Origin of the sequence: Nostoc sp. UCD121 (genome assembly GCF_014222285.1) — a bacterium.
Lineage (GTDB): Bacteria > Cyanobacteriota > Cyanobacteriia > Cyanobacteriales > Nostocaceae > Nostoc.
The window spans coordinates 1-21,125 of record NZ_JACKZS010000140.1; the positions used below are offsets into that span (position 1 = coordinate 1).

Below are 21,125 nucleotides of genomic sequence, written 5' to 3' on the forward strand. Positions count from 1 at the left end.
TATCTATAGTATCCGTAGCCACGATTATACTCTGCGCTTTCGGGCAAATAGTTCAGGTCGTAGCGAATAATGTTACAACTACCGCACATCTTATAAAAATTCTTTCTTTTAATATATACATATTTACTACCTTCTTGATATTTATAACCTTTGTTAATAACCCATCCATCTGAATCAGGATGTTGTTGAATAAATTGGGCTAATTTTTTGCTGACACAATCATCAGCATCAATTGCCATAGTGTGAGTCGGAGAAAATTTTTGAGCATAAATTAATCCTTTCAGGATTTTACGCCCTTTATCTGTGTCTCCTTTTGCTACAGGGTTAGTCTCGTTGGGAGGAGAAAAATCAACTGTAAGGTATGTAATATGAGAATGGGTGAATTCGATTTTTGGCTTTTCGTGACAAACAACAATAACGTGAAAGTTAAGTGAGGTTTGATTGCAAACTGATTTAATGCACCTTTCAAATAATTGGGTAACACGTTCCCAGGAATTGGAAAATTTTGCACTTTTAAGTGGGATAACAAAAACAAGCATGATATTATCCTTGGATAAAGTTTAGGAATCTGCTTTGATTTTTAAAGTTAATTTGCTTAAGAGGCAATAGTAAAAGAAGCATTTTTGAGTATTGCTGAATTTGTTCAAAAATTAAATATGAGTTTTATAGCGAAGAATCTCGAAGTAAATAATAACACGTTCAGACTGATGTGATGACGTGGTGAGCTTTTTGATAATTAATTAGGCGGATATTATATAACAATACAAATAAAAATGTCACAGCTTCTACAGATAACCAAGGCTGGTTAATTTGTAGAAGCTGTGACGGAAAATTGGCGTTTGTTAAAAGCTGAGATAATAGCTAACTTAGTCCATCAGATGTTGCTGGACTTTTGAAACTAATTCATTTGTCCAGTAGTTGGTAAGTTCGGCATTGGCGGCTTCTACCATGACTCTGATTACTGGTTCTGTACCAGAGGCGCGAACCAAGATTCTACCAGAATCACCCATTGCCGCTTCTGCAAGAGCGATCGCTTGTTGTACCGGTTCGCAATCTTCCCATCCCAAACGGCGATCGCGATCTGTAACTCGCACGTTCCGCAAGATTTGCGGATATGTCTGGAAGCTTTGATCTACTAATTCTGCTAGGGAAACACCCGCTTCTTTCACCAAAGCTGCTATATGCAAGGCTGTTAACAAGCCATCTCCAGTTACAGCATAATGACGGCAAAGAATATGACCTGATTGTTCGCCGCCTAACATTCCCCCAGTTCGCTGCATTTCGGCTTGTACGTATTGATCGCCAACGGCGGTACGAATTAATTTACCACCAATTTGTTGCCAAGCTTTTTCAAAGCCCAAGTTGGCCATGACTGTAGATACAATCAGGTTGTCTGGTAGTTGTTGGTTTTTTTGTAAATGCCGTCCCCACAGGTAGAGAATGTAATCGCCGTTAACTTGCCTGCCAGTATTGTCTACTGCTAAGACGCGATCGGCATCGCCATCGAAGGCAAAGCCGATATCGGCGTTGTGTTCTTGGACTGTGGCGGCAAGAATATCTAAATGAGTGGAACCGCAGTTGACATTAATGCGATCGCCATCTGCTTCGTTATGCAAGCAGATCACTTCTGCCCCCATTTCTGTAAATACTGATGGTGCTAACCCGACTGCTGCACCCCACGCCAAGTCTAAAACAATCTTCATTCCCTCAAGATTGAGGCCACCATTTAAAGGTTTTTTTAACGCCTCGCCATAATGCCCCACTAACTCAAAACGTGAGTAATGCCGTCCGCAATTACTGACTTTAGCGATCGGTGATATTTTCCCACGTAGCCCAGCTTCTATTTCTGCCTGTAATATTTGCGGTAGCTTTCCACCATTTGCGCCAAAAACCTTAATTCCATTATCCTCTGGGGGATTGTGGCTGGCAGAAATCATTACTCCACCGATCGCATCACTGATGCTGGTGAGATAGGCAATGCAAGGAGTGGGACATAATCCCAAATACCAAACTTCTAATCCTGCTGCTGTTAACCCTGCACTCAAAGCCATTGCTAGCATATCGCTGGAGTTTCTAGAGTCCTGTCCGAGAATGACTGGCCCTATTTGAGTAGCATGGTTACGTAAAACAATCCCCGTCCAAAAACCAACTTGCAAAGCTAAGGGCGCATTCAGCAATTCTCCGACTCGCCCGCGAATCCCATCTGTACCAAATAAAGCATTTGCCGGTAGTGGGATTAAATTCAGTCCAAAACTGCTTTCAATCGCTTTGCCCAATCCTTCAGCTTCGGAAGGAGAATCTCCAGGAATGCCTGGTATCCGAGTTATAGATGAAACCATATATTTAAACACTCCACACAATCACACTGAAAAATAGCACTTAAGACTTTATTCAGCAATTTTGACATGCTTTTTCTCTTTAGAAATTCATTCTAAATCCAGCCTTTTTTACGTAATTATACTGAATTACGAACTCTCTAATTGTAAATATTTCATGAAGCCAGTATTGGTTTTTACATTATTAGTAAAGTCTCCACATTTTAGCTAATTATTTCTTTTATGCCATTAACTTGAGTCTTGATTTTTATCTGTATTCAGTTCACGTTTTGCAATGCTATTAACAAGAAATACAATGTAAGGAATATTACTTAGATTTCATTATGGATATTCTTTGGTAAAACTAATAATGAAAGCGAAAGTTAGCTTATAACAACAGAAAATCAAAGCATCAGAATGTAAAGTTATATTACCGTACTTTTATTGCTGTGTAAAAAACTACAAAATCATCGCAGCTTAAAAAATTTTAATATAAATTCTCATCAAATAGTTTTAAGGTAACGTTTTAATGGCTATTTTTAGCCGTTAGTGAATTAAAACTCGGCAGTTAACTTTTTAAAGTTGAGAAATTTAGCATGAGCAGCAATTTAGCAACCAAATTACGTGTAGGCACTAAGAAAGCCCACACAATGGCAGAAAATGTAGGTTTTGTCAAGTGCTTTTTAAAAGGAGTAGTAGAAAAAAACTCTTACCGGAAACTAGTTGCTAATTTCTACTTCGTCTACTCAGCGATGGAAGAAGAAATGGAAAAGCATCGCCAGCACCCAATTCTTTCGAAAATCAACTTTCCCCAGCTAAACCGCAAGTCTACCTTAGAGCAAGACCTGAGTTATTACTTTGGTGCTAACTGGAGAGAGCAAATCAAACTATCTTCCGCAGGTGAAGCTTATGTAAAGCGCATCCGAGAAATCTCTGCCACAGAACCGGAACTGTTAATCGCTCATTCATATACTCGTTACTTGGGCGACTTATCTGGGGGACAAATTCTCAAAAACATTGCTGTAACGGCGATGAATTTGTCTGATGGGCAAGGAACAGCTTTTTATGAGTTTCCAGAAATTCCTGATGAGAAGGGATTCAAAGCAAAGTATCGCCAAATTTTGGATGAATTACCCCTTGACGATGCGGCAACCGATCGCATTGTTAATGAAGCAAACGCCGCCTTTGGCACGAATATGAAGATGTTCCAAGAATTGGAAGGCAATTTGATTAAAGCGATCGGTGTAATGGTGTTCAACAGCCTCACACGGCGACGGACACGCGGTAGTACTGAACTCGTCACTGCTGAGTAACGGTATTGACATTGCGGAGTATGGTGTGTGGAGTCTAAGTTCAGATAGCCTGATGCAAGATAATTTACAGGTATTTCTGGAACAAGAGCGATTAACGCTCAAAATATTTAGGGGCAATAGCCCTGTGACTGTTTTCTATTTGTGAAAGCAAGCATGGGGAGATTGCCCCTCAATTGTGATTAAAAGAGTTAGGAGCCATTCGATTTTAGATTTAGGATTCAAAATTAGGTAATTTCTGGGCGATCTTCATCCCAAACTGGATATTGCTGTGCGATCGCTATCTTCATCTTGTAGTGGTAAATCATATCTATCATACAGAACTTTTTTATGTCGGCTAAATTGCTCCTCGACAAAATAGCTGCTAGAAAATTCACTGGCAAAAGAAACTTGATGAAAGTGATAATCTAGATTTAGTAGATTGTAAACAAGTCTTAAAAAATAATCATCGATCCAGAGGGAAAGTGTGACAGCATACGTAAGCATCTATAGTTTTATTAAGCATATAGAGCCAGGAGAGCGATCCAGAGCATTACTTGAATCGCAGAAGTCCGAAATTAATCTGACAACACCTGTTCTGCACACTGCTGGATTAATTTGGCGATTAAACCCGTCCAACCAGTTTGATGGCTAGCACCAATACCAGCGCCATTATCTCCATGAAAGTATTCATTGAACAGAATCAAGTCGCGCCAATTCGGGTCAGTTTGGAATTTTTCCGTTCCACCGTAAAAAGGTCGTCTACCAGAAGCATCTGCAAGAAAAATTTGGATCAGTCTTTGAGCTAATTCAATTGATACTTCCTTGAGGGTCATCATTTGGCCTGAACCGGTGGGACACTCAACTTTGAAATCGTCGCCGAAGTAGCGATAGAATTTTTGTAGTGATTCTAGCAGTAGATAATTAATCGGAAACCAAATTGGCCCGCGCCAGTTGGAGTTACCGCCAAACATTCCTGTGCTAGACTCAGCAGGTTCGTAATCTACCCGATACTCCTGACCATCTACGGTCAAAGCGTAAGGATGAGATGCATGAACTTTAGAAACAGAGCGAATACCATAAGGGCTGAAAAATTCTGTTGCATCTAACATTTTTTCTAGGATGCGACGGAGTTTATCTGGATAAGCGATCGCTAGCAGCCGGCGTTCGCCAATTCCTTGTTTCTGCATACAAGCAATATTTCGGGTCAGATCGGGGCGATTTTTCAGAAACCATTGCGTCCGCTCTCTAAAACCTGGCAACTGTTCTAAGGTCTCTGGTTCCAAAATGCTCACGGCACATAATGGAATTAGCCCCACCAGCGATCGCACTTTCATCGGGAATTGATGACTATCAGGTAAATGTAGAGCATCGTAGTAAAAGCCATCATTTTCATCCCATAGTGCGATTTCGGCATCACCAACGCCGTTCATGGCATCAGCAATGTATAAGAAATGTTCGAAGAACTTGCTGGCGATGTCTTCGTAGGTAGAATTTTCTTTGGCTAACTCTAGGGCAATCGTCAGCATATTCAGAGAATACATCGCCATCCAACTTGTACCATCTGCTTGTTGCAGATATCCACCAGTTGGTAGTTGAACACTGCGATCGAAGACACCAATATTATCCATGCCTAGAAAGCCACCCTGAAAGATATTTTTGCCCTCAAAATCTTTCCGGTTAACCCACCAAGTAAAGTTCAGCAGTAATTTTTGAAAGACGCTCTCCAGAAATTTTTTATCTGCACGACCATAGATTTTTTGCTCAATCTGATAAACTTGCCATGCTGCCCAAGCATGAACCGGTGGATTCACATCACCAAAAGCCCATTCATAAGCAGGTAGTTGACCGTTAGGATGCATATACCACTCGCGTGTCAAGCGGCTCAGTTGCAGCTTGGCAAAATCCGGGTCAATCATAGCGAGCGGAATTACATGAAAAGCTAAATCCCAAGCCGCGAACCAAGGGTATTCCCATTTATCGGGCATGGAGATTACATCGTCGTTAAATAAATGAAACCATTCATGGTTTCTGCCATTGAGGCGTGATGCTGGCGGGCGGGGACCTGCCGGATCGCCTTTTAGCCATTGGTCGGCTACATAGTAGTAAAATTGTTTACTCCATAGCATCCCAGCAAATGCTTGTCGTTGGACATTACGCCTGTCTTCTAACATCGGTAACGGGCAGATTCGCTGATAAAATTCATCCGCCTCACGCTGGCGTTGTTGCCAAACTGTATCAAATTCAGTCCCGAATGGTGCAGTTAAATTTTGCACGTCACTTAACCGCAATCGCACTGTTTTGGTTTCGCCCGCACCGACCTGTAATTCGTAACGAGCCGCAAACTTAGTACCAATCCGATTGGGATTGACAGCCGTTTTTTGCCCATTCACTACATAATTATTTATGCCATCTTTAACGTATGGCGAAGCATTGCTAACCCCAAATAATCTTTGATTATTAGTCTCGTTTTCTGTAAATAGTAGTTCTGGAGTTTCATTACAGTACAGCCATCGAGTTTTTAAAGAAGGGTGATAAGCTTCGATGGTGCTGAGGTCAGAGTTAGATTGGCTAATTTTTAACCACGGCTTTTCTTCTTGATTACCAGTCCAAGACCAGGTGTTGCGAAACCAAAGCGTTGGTAACAAATGCAGCGTTTTTGCTTCTGGGCCTCGGTTAATAACGCTAATTTCAATTAAAATATCGTCGGGTGAAGCCTTAGCATACTCAACGAAGACATCAAAATAGCGGTTTTGGTCAAATATACCTGTGTCGATTAATTCAAATTCTGATTTTTGGCGACCTCTGCGGCGATTTTCTTCTACCAGTTGACTGTAAGGAAAAGCGGCTTGGGGATATTTATAAAGATATTTCATGTAGGAATGAGTCGGGGTGTTATCTAAGTAGAAGTAGTATTCTTTAACATCTTCCCCGTGATTCCCCTCTTTCCCGGTGAGGCCGAAAAGCCTTTCTTTGAGAATTGCATCTTCACCATTCCAGAGAGCGATCGCAAAACATAGTCGCTGATGATTATCAGAAATTCCCCCAATTCCATCTTCTCCCCAGCGATAGGCACGAGAGCGAGCATGGTCGTGGGGAAAGAATTCCCAGGCGGTACCATCAGGGCTATAGTCTTCCCGCACTGTTCCCCACTGGCGTTCACTCAGGTAGGAACCCCATCGTTTCCAGTAGGCTGTGCGATCGCGGTCTGCTGCTAATCTTGCTTCTTCTTGGGTCATAGTGATTTAGGATTTTGGATTAAAAATCTTTAGCACAAGGTTGTTTTAAGTGGCTCAAATAATACTATTTATGCTGATTTTGGATGAATGCAAAACTTAAAATTCAGAATTCTCTATGGTAGGTTCTGTTGCTATCCAGGCGCGAAGCACTTCTGCTACCGTCCAGGCTTGAGCAATACATACACCCCGTTGTTGAACCCATTCTCGCCCTGCTGCCAAATTGAGAACACCACAAATTTCGCGTCCAAAGCTGATACTCATAAGTGATAGTAGGTTCTGTACTCCAGATCACAAAAACTCTAGAACGGTAGAGCCAAGATAAACTAAGCTGTTCCACATCAAGGCTGCATATTTAATCTCTTTACTCTGTGTTCTCTACGCCTAATAAGGTTAATTGAAGAAGGCAGGAGGCAGAGGGCAGAAGGCAGAAGGCAGAAGGTTCAATTTAGAAGGGGATTCAAACCCCTCCTAAATTGGGGCCACAAAACAAGAAAATTTGGTGGGGGTCTTAAACCCTTACTCCCTCCGGTCGTAGCAGAGGGCAGGAATCAGAATTCCCTTCTGCCTTCTGCCTCCTGCCCTCTGCCTTTCCTGATAAATTACTTTTAAACCACAGAGGCACAAAGAGAGGAGAGAGAAAAAACAAATTTTCGGATTCACCTTGAAAGGGCTAGCGTTCTAGTTTACCTATTGCTCATGATAGTTCCGACTCAATCCCCCATCTACATAGAAGGTTGCGCCTGTGATGTAGTCAGCATCGGCTGAGGCTAAGAAAGCAACTATAGGTGCAATATCTTGTGGTTTACCTAAGCGACCCAAGGGAATGTTTTTTAATAAGGCTGCTAATTTTTCAGGGTCATTTAACAGCTTACTATTGATTGGTGTCTCAATTGCTCCAGGAGCCACGTTGTTAATTGTAATTCCTAATGGCCCAAGCTCAACTGCTAGGTTACGCATCGTCATCTTTACACCGCCCTTGCTGGCACAGTAAGCAGTGAAGTGGGGGAATGCTATTTCCTCATGGGTAGAGCTAATATTGATGATTTTGCCGGTTCGCTTGGTTTCGATGAAGTGCTGCACTATCGCTTGAGTGGCGAAAAATGTCCCTTTGAGGTTGAGATTAATCACTGCATCATAGTCGGCTTCGGTGATATTCCAGAAGTCAGCATTTCGACCGTCGATACCAGCGTTGTTCACTAGAATGTCTAACTTGCCAAAGTATTGAATACCCTGGTCTATAAGTTGACGGATGTCGCTAATTACACTCAAGTCAGCTTTAATAGTTAAGCCTTTGCTACCAGCAGCTTCTACTTTCGACAAAGTTTCTTTAGCGCCTTCGGGATGAGAGCGATAATCAATTACAACATCTGCACCTTGTTCAGCCAGATGTACGGCAATAGCTTGGCCAATTCCTCCACTACTACCAGTTACTAAAGCTACCTTACCTTCTAGTTTTTTCATTAGCTTTCTCCTTTTAGAGTATTTTGATATTTTCAGGTCTTATAAAACAGGATTCAGGAGTCAGAATTCTGGATTTTTATTTAAATTTACTGATGCTTTTGCAGATGTGGCACCTTAACATTCTTAAAAATACAACGATAATTGGGAACATGAAAAAGTTTGCCGGTCAAAACTTCACGTTCACCCATAGCTATCAGTTGAAAAACTCCCACAGCAGTTAATGCACCTAGTGGAGATGCAATACAATAAAGCCATTGATTTTGCCAATACCATGCTACGAAAGCAGGCCCCATACTCCGTGCTGTATTCAAACTGGTACCAGATATGGGCGCTCCCAACCAAACCATAGTTGCCACTAGAAGCCACACCATTAAAGGTGTCCAGCGCAATAGCTTATGATGACTCAAAAAGATAAAGATAGACAGCACTAACATAAATGTCATGAAAACTTCAGCTAGAAATACATACCACAAGGGATAGTTTATTCCAGGTAAAGTAATACAATAATTGACACTGACCAGGTAATTTCCCCACAAAGCGAATGCTAAAGATGTGCCAATAATTGCGCCCAAAAATTGACCAATAATATATCCAATTAAGTCCTGTTTATGCATTTTACCTTGCATCCAGAATGCCAATGATAAGCAGGGGTTGAGGTGCGAACCACTCAGTTTTCCTAAAGGGGAAATGCTAAATAATGCACCACTTCCAGCGAAAATGAGACCATTAATTAATAAACGAGGACTCACAGCCGGGATGAGATGCTCCATAGGCAAGCCTTTGCCAAAGTTGAAGGTGATTATACTGAATCCAACCAAAAGATTGAAAGCAGTTCCCACCAACTCTGCACCATATTCAGACCAATTTAGAGTTTTCCAATTTGTGAAAGTATTCATGAGTTTCTTTCTGCTCGACTTTAGCCAATTAGGCAGCACCACCGAATTTATGAGGTTTTTCTTCTACGCTTTATCTTCCTCTATAAGATACTGCGCGAACGTACTTGTGCCTTCTCATTGTGGTATGTGGTATTAAAGAAGAGAAATGGTATGGTTATTATTATTTCATTTCAAACCTGTCTTCACCAGCAAAGATCTATACGTTATTACTGAACTTAAGGCTGTTAACGGGAGTTAAACATTTTTGAGGAAGAAATGAGCCTCGAACCCACGCAGGGTAAGGGGAGTACACAAAATGCTCAAAAATGCCTGGAACCCAGATACATCATTGGACATAACTTATTGTTGCGGCTTCAAAATTATGTTGATGATGTTTTACGGTTTTTGACAGAACTGGATGTTCCGTTTACGAATAATCAAGCAGAACGTGACTTGCGGATGATGAAGTGTAAGCAGAAAATTTCCGGTGGTTTTCGCACCTTCGATTTTGCGGTTTCACTTGCCAATATTAGTTATGCATCTTTCCACTGCATCTAAGCGTGGTCTTAATCTATTGGAAGTTATCAAGAAAGGCAGAGGGCAGATCGCGCAGCGTGTCGTAGACAAGGAATACTGTTTTCTGCTCTTTGACCGTGACCGAACCGAACTTGGGTTTAAGACCCCCACCAAATTTTCTTGTTTTGTGGCCCCAATTAAGTACGGTATTGAATCCCCGAATATATTGAACCTTCCGCTCTCTGCCTCCTGCCTTCTTCAATACTGATGCGTTACTTGGTAATGTCTCTGTTTTCCTTTCCTCAAATCCTACTAGCTAGGCAGTTCCAATTTATTTTGGAACTTGCATAAATGTCTAAACAGCCTCTGATAAATCTTTATAAGGTATTCCTTTACTCGCTCCCCAGCAAGTAGTGTACGTGATCGCCTTTAACCAATACCCAGTCCCAAAGGAATATGCTTGGCGAATGCGCCATCAGGTATAATTTTTTAGATATTGTTAGCCCTGATTCCATGCATGACTAAGCTTTGAACCAAAACTGACGGGGATCACTACTTTTAAAGGTCTGTCCATAAGCTTTTGCTGTAAAAAATAGGTATTCATAATTTATGAATCGGCACAAGCGAAAACGGAATCGTGGCGTTATACTTACTCCTGAAGGTTGGCAAAAACTTCAGCAGGCAAAACTTGAAGGGGAACTTCGAGAAAAATTTGGCTCCAAGTACACTCTAGAAGAAATAAGTGAACGCGCTAGATTAACTTCAAATACAGTCGCAAAGATACTTACTAACCAAGAAGGGGTTGACAAACGAACGCTAGTTTATTTATTCATGGCGTTTAACTTAGAGCTAAATTCCCAAGACTATTTTAAGTTAAATGTTGATTTAGCGACAGTTTCAGCCTTGGAGTCTCGAAAGCGCGTCGATTGGGGAGAGATGGTCGATGTATCTGTTTTTTATGGACGTACAGCCGAACTGACTCTACTAGAGCAATGGCTAATCCAGGAACGCTGTCGAGTAGTAGCGCTGTTGGGAATGGGAGGAATTGGTAAAACCTCTCTGGCTGCCAAATTAGTGCAAAAGGTTCAAGGATGTTTTGAATACGTTATTTGGCGATCGCTCTACAATGCTCCCCCACTTTTTGACCTGCTGGCAAATTTCATTCAATTTTTCTCTAACGAGCAGGTTTTAGAAACTGACTTACCAAAAAGTGTAAATGGGAGAATATCACAACTAATTGAATATTTGCAACAACAGCGCTGTCTGATCATATTAGATAATGTAGAGATTATTTTGCAACCAGGCACTTGTGCAGGATGCTATCGAGAAAGCTATGAAGATTATGGCTTACTGATCAAACGATTGGGACAAGTTATGCATCAAAGTTCCTTAGTGCTGACTTCACGCGAAAAACCCAAAGACGTGGCATTACAGGAAGGACAAGCACTACCTGTTCGTTCATTACAAGTGAGGGGTCTGAATGAGGAAGAAGTAAAAAAAATTTTTCACCTGAAAGGTTTGTTTGGAGCAGAGTCCCAAAATAAAACACTGATTGAGCTTTATTCTGGTAATCCATTGGCTTTGAAGATAGTTGCAACGACTATTCAAGATGTTTTCAATGGTGATATTTCTGAGTTTTTGAGCCAAAAGACATCTGTTTTTGGTGATATTTATGCGGTTTTAGAACAGCAGTTTGAGCGTTTATCTAATTTAGAACGTGTGGTTATGTATTGGCTGGCAATTAATCGTGAGTCAATTTCACTCTGCAATTTGCAAGAAGATTTAACTTCATTAGTAATACCACACAAGTTACTAGAAGCTCTAGAATCTTTGATTAGGAGAAGCCTCATCGACAAATTTCAGTCAACGCTAAATGAAAAAAATGGTTTACTCTTCACATTACACTCTGTAGTAATGGAATATGTCACTAGCAAATTAATTCAGCAAACTTATGAAGAGATTGCAACTCAAGAAATTGTGCTTCTTAAATATTATGCTTTGAGTAAAGCTCAGTCCAAAGACTATACTAGAGAAACTCAAATACGCTTAATTATTAAGCCAGTTATTGATGAACTTTTTACTATTTTTAAAATTCCAAGAAGGCTAGAAAATCATTTAAATGAAATTTTAGTCAAGCTGCAAAGAGAATCTTCACTGGAACCTGGATATACAAGCGGAAATATTCTCAACTTGCTTCGTCAGTTAAAGACAGATTTAAGAGGATATGATTTTTCTAACCTAAGCATTTGGCAAGTAGATATGCGGGGTGTAAGTTTACCTCAAGTCAACTTCCAAAATGCTAATTTATCTAAATCGGTTTTTAGTAAAAATTTTAGCAAAATTTCTGCAGTAGCATTCAGCCCGAATGGAAAAATTTTAGCGGCGAGTGACGCAAATGGCAAAATTTGCTTGTGGCGAGACTTTGGTGAAGGCGAACAACTTTCGACCTGTCTAGGACATATTGATTGGGTTCGAGCGATCGCCTTCAGTCCAAGTGGTAGCATTCTTTGCAGTGGAGGTGCTGATCAGAGTGTGAAATTGTGGGATGTCAAGACAGGTGAATGCCTGAAAACTTTAACAGAACATCCTGAGCGGGTACGATCTGTTGCCTTCAGCCCTCAAGGTGAAGTTCTAGCTTCTGGCAGCGATGATTGGGCAGTGCGTTTGTGGAGTATTCCGGATAGCAAATGTTACAAAATATTACAGAGACATACTGATTCAGTATTATCTGTAGTTTTTAGTCCTAAAGGTAAAATTCTCGCCAGTGCTAGTAGTGATAAAACCGTAAAGCTATGGAATTTCCGCACAGGAGAATGCCTCAAAACTTTGCAGGGACATACTAGTTCGGTTTCCGCAATTGCTTTCAATCTGGATGGTCAAACCTTGGTTAGTGGTGGTGATGACCAAACTGTGAAACTCTGGAGTATCTTAGATGGGAAGTGCCTGAAAACTTTCCTGGGACATAGTGATAAGGTTAGGTCAGTCGCCTTTGCTCCTAGTGGTAATATTCTGGCTAGTGGCAGTGATGACCAAACTGTGAAGCTATGGAATTTCCGCACAGGAGAATGCGTTAAAACATTGCAGGGGCACACAAGTTTGGTCTGTTCTGTTGTTTTTAGTCCAGATGGTCAAACTTTGGTCAGTGGTAGTGATGACCAAACTGTGAGATTTTGGGATGTTAGCACTGGTCAAGCCTTAAGGAACTTGCAGGGCTACAATAATGGGGTGTGGTCTGTTGCCTTTGCTCCTGGTGGGCAGACCATAATTAGCAGCAATAATGACCAAACTGTAAAGCTCTGGGATGTCGCGGATGGGAAGTGCTACAAAACTTTACGAGGACACCCTAATCGAGTCAGAACAGTTGCCTTTAGTCCTCAAGGTAATATATTGGCAAGTGGCAGTTACGATCAACTTGTGAGGCTGTGGGATAGCAGCACCTACCAATGTTGCAACATCTTACGGGGACATACTGGCTGGATAAAGTCAGTTGCCTTTGATGCTGGAGGTAAAATTCTCGCCAGTGGCAGTGATGACAAAACTGTAAGGCTTTGGGACGTTAACACTGGTCAAGTTTTGAATATTTTGGAACATAGTCATGGCGTATGGTCGGTGGCTTTCAGTCCTGAAGGTAATATCCTGGCCAGTAGCAGTGATGATCAAACAGTAAAGCTCTGGGATATTCGCACAAGTGAATGTCTCAAAATTTTGTCGGGACATACAAGTTGGGTATTGTCGGTTGCTTTCAGTCCTGAAGGTAAGACCTTAGCCAGTAGCAGTAAAGATAAAACAGTGAAGCTTTGGGATGTTAGCACAGGTGAATGTCTGAAAGTTTTGTTAGGACACACAAGCTGGGTATTGTCGGTTGCTTTTAGTCCGGAAGGTAAACTTTTGGCTAGCGGTAGCGTAGATCAAACGGTAAGGTTGTGGGATGTCCAATCCGGTCAATGTATTAAAACTTTGCATGGTCATACTCACTGGATAAGGTCAGTTGCCTTTAGTCCAGATAGTAAAACCCTGGTAAGTGGCAGCGAAGATGAAACTGTTAAATTATGGGATGTTTTGACGGGTGAATGCTTAAAAACTTTAAGAAACGAAAAGCCTTATGAGGAAATGAATATTACTGGTGTTACAGGTTTAACCCAAGCAACTATTACTTCTTTGAAAGTTTTGGGAGCAATCGAAAATTAACTTTCTCCTCGGCTTGACTCAGCTTCACTTTGTGTTGAGCCTGGAGCGAAGAGACGGTTTTTTAATTTATTCGTTGCATATATAAAATTACAGAGGTTTGAAAACCCATAAGCTATTGCGTATTTAACTTGGTTGCAGAAATTGGAGATATAACTGCCTATTTTGCAGATTTAGGGACTTCATTCTGGAACATTAGATGCACAACAGCTTACTTTTTAAGTATGGGTTTCCGAAGTTACTAAAGACTTTGGCTACTGTCTAAGTATTTTTTAAGCGTGCGTACCATCTCTCGAATTACATCGCTCTTTGTCCGCTGCATTTTCTCACAATATTCCTCCAAAATTATTTTCTCCTCAAGCGAAAATTGAATTGTTAAATTAGCAGCATTTTTTCTAGCCATTGTCATTGACTTTTAATGACTTTTCAATTACTATTATATAGAAAACTACTGAGTAATCAAGAGAAAGTAAAAGTTAAAAACAGTAAATTTTAATTTTTTTCCATTAGAGTAAATACTTGCTAACTCAATTCAAAAGATATTTATCAATGTAATCATGGATGGTGGGTATAAATTTACAAATAAACTCTTCGTTTGCTAATAATAGACTTGTCGCTTAATAACGTCTAAAGTCCCTCAGGCTCTTGTACTATTTCCGTTTTAACTACCTAAAATTAGGCTTTTTAAATGGTTGCTCTGACAGGGTTTTATCGATTATTTAGCTTTGCTTTTTTTTCAACAACTTTGATTTACAGAGAATTCCCTTGGTAAACGCCAGTCGTAGGAGCCTATTACTCCAAATACAATTCTCCCTAAGAAATTATGAAACCGGATAAACCCAAACGCAATCGTGGGCTTATACTGACTCGTGAAGGCTGGCAAAAGCTTCAGAATGCCAAACTTGAGTGGGAATTTAGGAAAAACAATGGCTCAAAATCTACCTTAGAAGAATTAAGCGAACAAGCTGGGATCACTCCTGTCACTTTCAGAAAGATACTTACTCGTGAAACCGGGGTTGATAAACGGACGCTTGTTCGTTTGTTTATGATGTTTAATTTAGAACTGGATAAAAGCGATTATACAAGCCCAGACTCTGATTTAAAAGGGCAGGAAGACTTGAAGAACCCCAAGCGCGTTGATTGGGGAGAAATGGTCGATGTATCTATTTTCTATGGACGCACAGATGAACTTACTTTACTAGAGCAATGGCTGATCCAGAAACGCTGTCGAGTAGTGGCGCTGTTAGGAATGGGAGGAATTGGTAAAACAACTCTTGCTGCCAAGTTATCACAAAAGGTTCAAGGATGGTTTGAGTACGTTATCTGGCGATCGCTCTACAATGCTCCCCCACTTTTTGACCTGCTGGCAAATTTCATTCAATTTTTCTCTAATGAGCAGGTTTTAGAAACTGACTTACCAAAAAGTGTAGATGGTAGAATATCACAATTAATTGAATATTTGCAACAACAGCCCTGTCTGATCGTATTAGATAATGTTGAGACTATTTTGCAAACAGGCGCTTATGCAGGATGCTATCGAGAAGGCTATGAAGATTACGGCTTACTGATCAAACGATTGGGACAAGTCATGCATCAAAGCACCTTGTTGCTGACTTCTCGTGAAAAACCCAAAGATGTAGCCTCACTTGGAGGAGAAACACTGGGTGTTCGCTCATTACAACTCAGTGGTTTAGAGGTAGTAGCAGGGCAAAAAATCTTTGAAGCCAAGGGTTTTTCTGGCTCAGAGTCAGAATTACCAGCAGTAGTCGAGCGTTATGCAGGTAATGCCCTAGCTTTGAAGATAGTGGCTACAACGATACAAGATGTGTTTGATGGTAATGTTGCTGAATTTCTCCAACATTACACGGCTGTTTTTGGCAGCATTCGCGATCTGCTAGACCAGCAGTTTTCGCGCTTGGCAAATTTAGAGAAGGATATCATGTACTGGCTAGCAATCAATCGTGAGCCAGTTTCGCTATCAGAAATACGAGAGGATATTGTATCACCAATTCCACCACAAAATTTACTGGAGGCTCTGGAGTCTCTGGTAAGGCGATCGCTAGTTGAGAAAAGCACAGCACTTTTCACACTACAACCTGTAGTCATGGAGTATGTTACTCAGCGATTGATAGAGATAGTTTGTCAGGAGATTGAAACTCAGAATCTTGATTTGTTTAGGTGTCATGCCTTAATAAAGGCGACAGCCAAAGATTATGTGAGGGAAACTCAAATTCGCTTGATTCTGAAGCCAGTTATAGATGGGTTGCTGGCTGTCTTGAGAAGCAAAAGAAACCTTGAAAATCAGCTGACTGAAATTATAGGAAAGTCACGAGAAACATCACCGCTAGAACACAGTTATACAACTGGGAATATTCTCAATCTGCTTTGTTATCTAGGAACTGACCTCAGCGGTTATGATTTTTCTTTTCTGAGTGTTTGGCAAGCAGACCTGCGAAATGTGAAATTGCACTATGTCAATTTTCAAAACGCCAATTTCGATCGGTCTGTTTTTGCTGAAACTTTTGGTGGAGTTTCATCGGTAGCCTTTAGCCCTGATGGAAAACTTTTGGCAATGGGTGATACTGGTGGTGAGATCCACTTTTACCAAGTTTCGGATTGGAAGCACCTTCTAACTTGTAAGGGACACACTAACTGGATTCCGTCACTAGCCTTTAGTCCAGATGGTAGTATCCTTGCTAGTGGAAGCAGTGACTATACGGTGCGCCTGTGGGATATTGGCAGAGGGCGATGTCTGCAAACCTTTCAAAAACATAGTAATGAGATTTGGTCAGTAGCCTTTAGTCCAGATGGTAACATGTTAGTCAGTGCCAGTAACGATCGCACAATAAAACTATGGGATGTTAGAACTGGTGAATGCCTGAGAACTTTTTCGGGGCATACAAATTGGGTAATATCAGTAGCCTTTAGCCCAGACGGAGAGACCTTAGCGAGCGGTAGTGATGACAACACAGTTAGGTTATGGGATATTAACAGTGATGAATGCAAAAGAATTTTTCATGGACATGATGATGGTGTACGGTCAATCACTTTCAGTCCAGACGGCCAAATACTAGTGAGTAGTAGCGATGACCACACAGTGAAATTGTGGGACTTAAACACTGGTGAATGTATCAAAAGTCTACATGGGCATCGTGCCCCAGTTTGGTCATCTGCAATTAGTCCTCAAGGCAATTTCATCGCTAGTGGTAGTCTCGACCAAACAGTGAGGCTATGGAACATTAGCACTGGTGAATGTCTTAGAACTCTTGAAGGACATTCTGGTTGGGTGCTTTCTGTTGCCTTTAATTTGCAAAGCGATCTTCTTGCCAGTAGCAGTGATGACCAAACCATAAAAGTATGGAACGTTAGCACTGGCCAATGTCTTAAAACTTTCATTGGGTATACTAGCCATTCCTGGTCAGTTGCCTTTAGTTCAGATAGAAGAACGCTGGCAAGTGGCAGTCAAGACCGCGCAGTGAGACTATGGGATGTTAATACGGGTAAAGCCTTGCAAACTTTCCTGAGACATTGTGGTGCAGTTCGATCGGTTGCCTTCAGTCAAGATGGGCAAATGTTGATAAGCGGCAGTGACGATCGAACCATGAAGCTATGGAATGTTAATACGGGTAAAGCCTTGCAAACTTTCCTGGGACATCGTGCTGCGGTTACGTCAGTTGCCTTCAGTCCAGGTGGGCAAATGTTGGTAAGCGGTAGTGACGATCAAACTGTGAAGCTATGGGATGTGAATACGGGTCAAGCCTTACAAACGTTCCTGGGACATCATGCTGCGGTTTCATCAGTCGCCTTCAGTCCAGATGGAAGGACAGTGGCAAGTGGTGGATGGGATCACACAATAAAGTTGTGGGATGTTAGTACTGGTGAGTGCAAAGAAACCCTAAAAGGACATAAAAATTGGGTTTGGTCAATTGCTTTTAGTCCAGATGGTGAACTGCTGGCAAGCGGTGGTTATGACGGAACAATTCGGTTGTGGAGTGTCAAAAATAGTACTTGTTTCAAGATTTTTAAGGTTGGTGAGAATAATTCTATCGTTAAAACAGTCGCCTTTAGTGAAGATGGTCAAACCCTAGCCAGTAGCAGTCCCGATCATACAATAAAGTTGTGGGATCTTAGTACTGGTGAGTGCAAAAAAACCTTGCGTGGACATTCGGCTTTCGTCTGGTCAGTAGCTTTTAGCCCAGATAATCAAACTTTGGCTAGTAGCAGCACTGACGATACAATTCGACTTTGGAATGTGAGCGCGAGTGAGTGCTTAAAGATTTTGAAACCCAAGAAATTATATGAGGGAACAAATATTCAAGAGGTTACAGGTATAACTGGCGCAACGATTTCTATGTTGAAACTTCTTGGAGCAGTTACTTCCGAAAATAGCTTATCTAACAGTTAAATTACTCCAGATATGCTCTGACTATTAGCCACAAGTTGGAAAGCTTTATAAGCTTTGTACAAAGTAAAAGATGTAATAATAAACAGGACAAAGCCAAAGACTTACAAAGATTAGTTATACCAAACCTGAAGAGACTACCTCTCTAGAGAAACTCACCACAAAATATGACTGAAATATCAGGTCATAAGCGTTAATCCCTGACTGTCTATTTGTCACAGTAGTTAGGTTAAACTAGCCTCAAAGCTTCTTTCAACACTCACTTGATAGTGACTAGACAATCAGGGACATGATGTGTTAGCTCAAACCTGATTTATTAAAATACACAGGTAAGCAACAATTAAACATCGCTGCCGTCAATGTCACTTGGCAATCCTCGCGCGAACTCCTTAACCATAATGCTTTCCAAATCGATCTCCATGTCATCCAAAACCTCGAAGCTGTTCTTGATGAGGCTGCAATAATCGGGACTCAAAAATTGCCGATCGATAACTGTAGCTGGTGTAGTTTCCATTGATTGCCGATCAATAACTGTAGCGGTTGTAGTTTTCATTCTTTTCTCCTTGTAGCTATTTGAGTTATGTTGTCAAAGGTGTTTTAGACGAGTTGTCTTTGGTTGTTCGGTTTTTAAGCGAGCACTAGTGGTTTTAAAACATTCTGAATTTCCTCATCTGATATGTAGTGTTCCTTAGGTGGGCTAAAGCGCAACAACGCTGCTTTGTAACAGGCTCTCGCAACGCGAACACGCTCATCATCACTAAGCTCTGCAATCATCTCAATCGTCTCCTCTACATGCTTCACATCACTGCCAACGGCACTATGTACCCGCAGGCAGCGGGTAGCATTGGTATCCGGTGGTAGCAATGCCTCTACCATCTGGATATACTCCACTCCTCTGCATATCGCTAGGCGTTCCCCCGTATAGGAATACCCCACGCAACCGATTGGATCTGAGTCCCGCACGCTTCTGGTAAAGTGATCCATCAAAGCCTTTGCAGCGGGAGGAACAAGTGCTTCCACAACAGCTTCGGCTTTATATCCCATCGACTGGATATCAAGTAAGGCAAGTTGGTCGTGACCCGCTTCCTCTCTGGCTTTTTCTGTAGCCCATTGTGCTAAACTCTTGCGGTTTGCTGAAGCAAAGCCTTGAGCAGCTTCCTCCATCAGTGGAGTGGTGGAGTGGCACAGATGGTAAAGACCTGTAAGTCGCCATACCCAGCGTGTACGGGTCAGTTTTGGTGGTCTGCGATCGCTCTTGACTGTGTACCAAGCATCTACGATCGCTCTATCTAAAAGCTTCTGAGTTTGAGCTATCTTCTCTGCATGACTCATATTTGAGGCAAAGCGATCGCCACTTTTTGCAGAACTGGATCGGTGCTTTGAGGCGTAGTTAGCAGTCTTGATCGCTGTTTCATCAGGTACGAAACACGCTGAATCAGTATTAATTAAAAAGTCATTACGCATAGTTCCTTTCCTCACTTAGGGTTACTACAGAATTGGGGCAAGTCACTCGTGGCAATAACAGAGTTGTTGCTAAATAAGCTAAATAACCCATGAAATCCAGCACAGCAAGCATTTCGCCCGATGGTTAAAATGTACACCCTACAATGGGTTGAGCTATTTAAGGCGTTATTAAGCGACAATTCCAAAAAATTGCCAGTCAAGTAAGTAAATTGAACTGTGTTACAGCTTGTGCTGTTGGAATGCTAGAGGAATGCGATCGCCTACGGCGGGCGGTTATGCCATCGCACCTACCGAAACATCAAATGCATATTGCATTTCTATGTTTTTCAGCATCTTGGCCACCGCCTTGGCTACCAAGGCATGGGCAATTTGCTGACTTTCTTTGAAAAACGCAATGTCCAATTGTGAGTTTCGCTGGACGTTTCCAAAAAAAGAGGTAGTTAAAGATGACTTAGATTGCGAGAAAATCCCATATCCTTAAGACTTATGTATTGACAGAAACCTAATTGATAAACGGCTTCATTCGTATATAAGGTTTAGGGAAACTAACAGGAAGCTTTTATTTTATAAGTAACAAATGGATTGCACACAGGATGTGTTTCATTACCATCCCGCATATTTAATTAGAAGCAACGCTTATTCTGATCAGATAGTGTCAAACAAAGTCCAAACTGCCCTTTAGTTGCAGTGCTGCTAAAAGAAGCAAAGCATGGGCGGTGTCATCTGTCTTCCCTATTGTAAACCTTCGTCATAGGGTAACTCCACTTGGTAGCGTAAGAATTAGAAGTAAATACTCCTGCATCTCGTACCCTGCCAAAGTGCCTTCTTAGTACTCACAACCGTTCAGCAGCAGACTCAATCTGCAACCGAAGGAGTTTATCCAGAGGTAATGTAGACAAATCTAAAGTTTCGCAGCATTGCTGATTGCCCATCTTACGTACCCTCATTTATGTGGTTGGTTGACTGATGCCTGTTGCAGTTAAGTTTGCTAACTTTACAAAACTTTTGCAACTCAAGATAAGAAACTTAAGATAAAGATAAGTTCTTTTTTTCCTGTGACATTCTCCTCTTAAAATTTAAAGCTGCACAGACAAATGTACTATTTAGGCTAAAAAGCTCGGTACATAAGCAATAGCACGATTTCAATTATCAAAAATGTACATCTGTAAAAACTGATTTGGCAAAGCATAACACCTTAGTCCAGCTTTGTATAAGTTCTTAGCGAATTAAATTTGGTAAAACTGTGCGTCCCCTTGGGCTGACTTTACATCTCCACCGTACCTTCTCCAATACTGCTCGGGTTTTGCATTTTTAACTCGCATTGGGTTTGGGGTAAAGGTTAAAGGTTTTTTCTTTCCCCTTTCCCCCGCCCCTTATCC

14 protein-coding genes and 1 pseudogene are annotated in these 21,125 nt (G+C 41.3%); 4 read left to right on the plus strand and 11 right to left on the minus strand.

Translation table 11 applies throughout. The features are described from left to right. Positions 1-539, minus strand: a 539-nt coding sequence (locus GNF10_RS24635; protein ID WP_185607252.1) for a glycosyltransferase family A protein, incomplete at its 3' end; no start/stop codon positions are given. Positions 540-866: 327 nt separating this feature from the next. Then, positions 867-2,339, minus strand: a complete 1,473-nt coding sequence (gene glmM / locus GNF10_RS24640; RefSeq protein ID WP_185581610.1) for a phosphoglucosamine mutase — start codon at positions 2,337-2,339, stop codon at positions 867-869. Positions 2,340-2,911: 572 nt separating this feature from the next. On the opposite strand from glmM, the gene GNF10_RS24645 reads away from it, so the two are divergent. Next, positions 2,912-3,628: a heme oxygenase (biliverdin-producing) gene (locus GNF10_RS24645; RefSeq protein ID WP_185583592.1), complete on the plus strand. Its 717-nt coding sequence runs from the start codon at positions 2,912-2,914 to the stop codon at positions 3,626-3,628. 246 nt (positions 3,629-3,874) lie between these two features. Here the strand turns inward: GNF10_RS24645 and GNF10_RS38010 are convergent, their stop codons facing one another. The 5 genes from GNF10_RS38010 to GNF10_RS24665 all read right to left on the minus strand — a co-directional run bounded on the left by GNF10_RS38010 (position 3,875) and on the right by GNF10_RS24665 (position 9,200). Further along, positions 3,875-4,111: a hypothetical protein gene (locus tag GNF10_RS38010; RefSeq protein WP_185592186.1), complete on the minus strand. Its 237-nt coding sequence runs from the start codon at positions 4,109-4,111 to the stop codon at positions 3,875-3,877. A gap of 71 nt (positions 4,112-4,182) precedes the next feature. Then, positions 4,183-6,843, minus strand: coding sequence for a glucosidase (locus tag GNF10_RS24650; RefSeq protein WP_185583594.1), 2,661 nt, complete (start codon positions 6,841-6,843; stop codon positions 4,183-4,185). A 96-nt stretch (positions 6,844-6,939) separates the two neighbouring features. Next, positions 6,940-7,104, minus strand: coding sequence for a hypothetical protein (locus tag GNF10_RS24655; protein ID WP_185583597.1), 165 nt, complete (start codon positions 7,102-7,104; stop codon positions 6,940-6,942). A gap of 426 nt (positions 7,105-7,530) precedes the next feature. Beyond that, on the minus strand, positions 7,531-8,304 hold the full coding sequence (locus tag GNF10_RS24660) for a glucose 1-dehydrogenase (RefSeq protein ID WP_185583599.1): 774 nt from the start codon (positions 8,302-8,304) through the stop codon (positions 7,531-7,533). An 86-nt stretch (positions 8,305-8,390) separates the two neighbouring features. Beyond that, complete coding sequence (locus tag GNF10_RS24665) at positions 8,391-9,200, minus strand: MIP/aquaporin family protein (RefSeq protein ID WP_185583601.1); 810 nt, start codon at positions 9,198-9,200, stop codon at positions 8,391-8,393. 336 nt (positions 9,201-9,536) lie between these two features. On the opposite strand from GNF10_RS24665, the pseudogene GNF10_RS38825 reads away from it, so the two are divergent. After that, a pseudogene (locus tag GNF10_RS38825) lies at positions 9,537-9,686 on the plus strand (transposase); the annotation flags it as partial. A gap of 618 nt (positions 9,687-10,304) precedes the next feature. Continuing rightward, on the plus strand, positions 10,305-13,883 hold the full coding sequence (locus tag GNF10_RS24675) for an NB-ARC domain-containing protein (protein WP_185583603.1): 3,579 nt from the start codon (positions 10,305-10,307) through the stop codon (positions 13,881-13,883). A 238-nt stretch (positions 13,884-14,121) separates the two neighbouring features. Here the strand turns inward: GNF10_RS24675 and GNF10_RS39505 are convergent, their stop codons facing one another. Next, the gene (locus tag GNF10_RS39505) at positions 14,122-14,289 is read right to left on the minus strand and encodes a ribbon-helix-helix protein, CopG family (RefSeq protein WP_369009415.1); all 168 of its coding nucleotides are present in this window, start codon (positions 14,287-14,289) and stop codon (positions 14,122-14,124) included. Positions 14,290-14,703: 414 nt separating this feature from the next. Between GNF10_RS39505 and GNF10_RS24680 the strand changes: the two genes are divergently transcribed. Beyond that, positions 14,704-18,285, plus strand: coding sequence for an NB-ARC domain-containing protein (locus tag GNF10_RS24680; RefSeq protein WP_185583606.1), 3,582 nt, complete (start codon positions 14,704-14,706; stop codon positions 18,283-18,285). 337 nt (positions 18,286-18,622) lie between these two features. On the opposite strand, the gene GNF10_RS24685 is transcribed toward GNF10_RS24680, so the two are convergent. The 3 genes from GNF10_RS24685 to GNF10_RS38830 all read right to left on the minus strand — a co-directional run bounded on the left by GNF10_RS24685 (position 18,623) and on the right by GNF10_RS38830 (position 20,148). Next, the gene (locus GNF10_RS24685) at positions 18,623-18,835 is read right to left on the minus strand and encodes a hypothetical protein (RefSeq protein WP_185583608.1); all 213 of its coding nucleotides are present in this window, start codon (positions 18,833-18,835) and stop codon (positions 18,623-18,625) included. 74 nt (positions 18,836-18,909) lie between these two features. Then, the gene (locus GNF10_RS24690; RefSeq protein WP_185583610.1) at positions 18,910-19,746 is read right to left on the minus strand and encodes a hypothetical protein; all 837 of its coding nucleotides are present in this window, start codon (positions 19,744-19,746) and stop codon (positions 18,910-18,912) included. Positions 19,747-20,019: 273 nt separating this feature from the next. After that, positions 20,020-20,148, minus strand: coding sequence for a hypothetical protein (locus GNF10_RS38830; protein WP_260446043.1), 129 nt, complete (start codon positions 20,146-20,148; stop codon positions 20,020-20,022). Positions 20,149-21,125: the final 977 nt, after the last annotated feature.